Raw genomic sequence first — 462 nt, forward strand, 5'->3', positions numbered from 1 at the left:
CCCCATGGGCGCTGAGGAAGCCGAACACGTCCTCCTGGGCGTTCTCGCGGGGCTCGCTCTCCTCGAAGAAGGCCGACACCGGCACCTCGAGCAGGCGCGCGATCTCGCGCAGCCGGCCCGCACCGACCCGGTTCTGGCCCTTCTCGTATTTCTGGACCTGCTGGAACGTGACGCCGACGGCGTTGCCGAGCGCGGTCTGGCTGAGGCCGCGGGCCTTCCGCAACGCGGTGATGCGAATACCGACCAGTCGATCGACGTCGGTGGTCTGCTTCGGCATGATCTGACTGGTCACGTCCTTGTCCGCGCTTTGAACAGCGTCCCCTTGCGGATCCGGTGTTCCCGCCTCGCCATCGCGCCGCTTCACCGTCCGACCCTCGATCTCATAACGCGCCTATACCTAACGTGCGGTGTCGCACGCTAGAGCAGCAACCGAATGCATTGCAAACGGCAACGGCTCTAAGC

Annotated in this window: 1 protein-coding gene; it reads right to left on the reverse strand. The window is 65.4% G+C overall.

Annotated elements, in window-relative coordinates; translation table 11 throughout:
- Positions 1-364, reverse strand: a 364-nt coding sequence (locus tag EPK82_RS24640; protein ID WP_208651185.1) for a helix-turn-helix domain-containing protein, incomplete at its 3' end; no start/stop codon positions are given.
- Between the last annotated feature and the right edge of the window lie 98 nt (positions 365-462).

This window comes from Ectopseudomonas khazarica, assembly GCF_004521985.1.
In the GTDB taxonomy this organism is placed as follows: domain Bacteria; phylum Pseudomonadota; class Gammaproteobacteria; order Pseudomonadales; family Pseudomonadaceae; genus Aquipseudomonas; species Aquipseudomonas khazarica.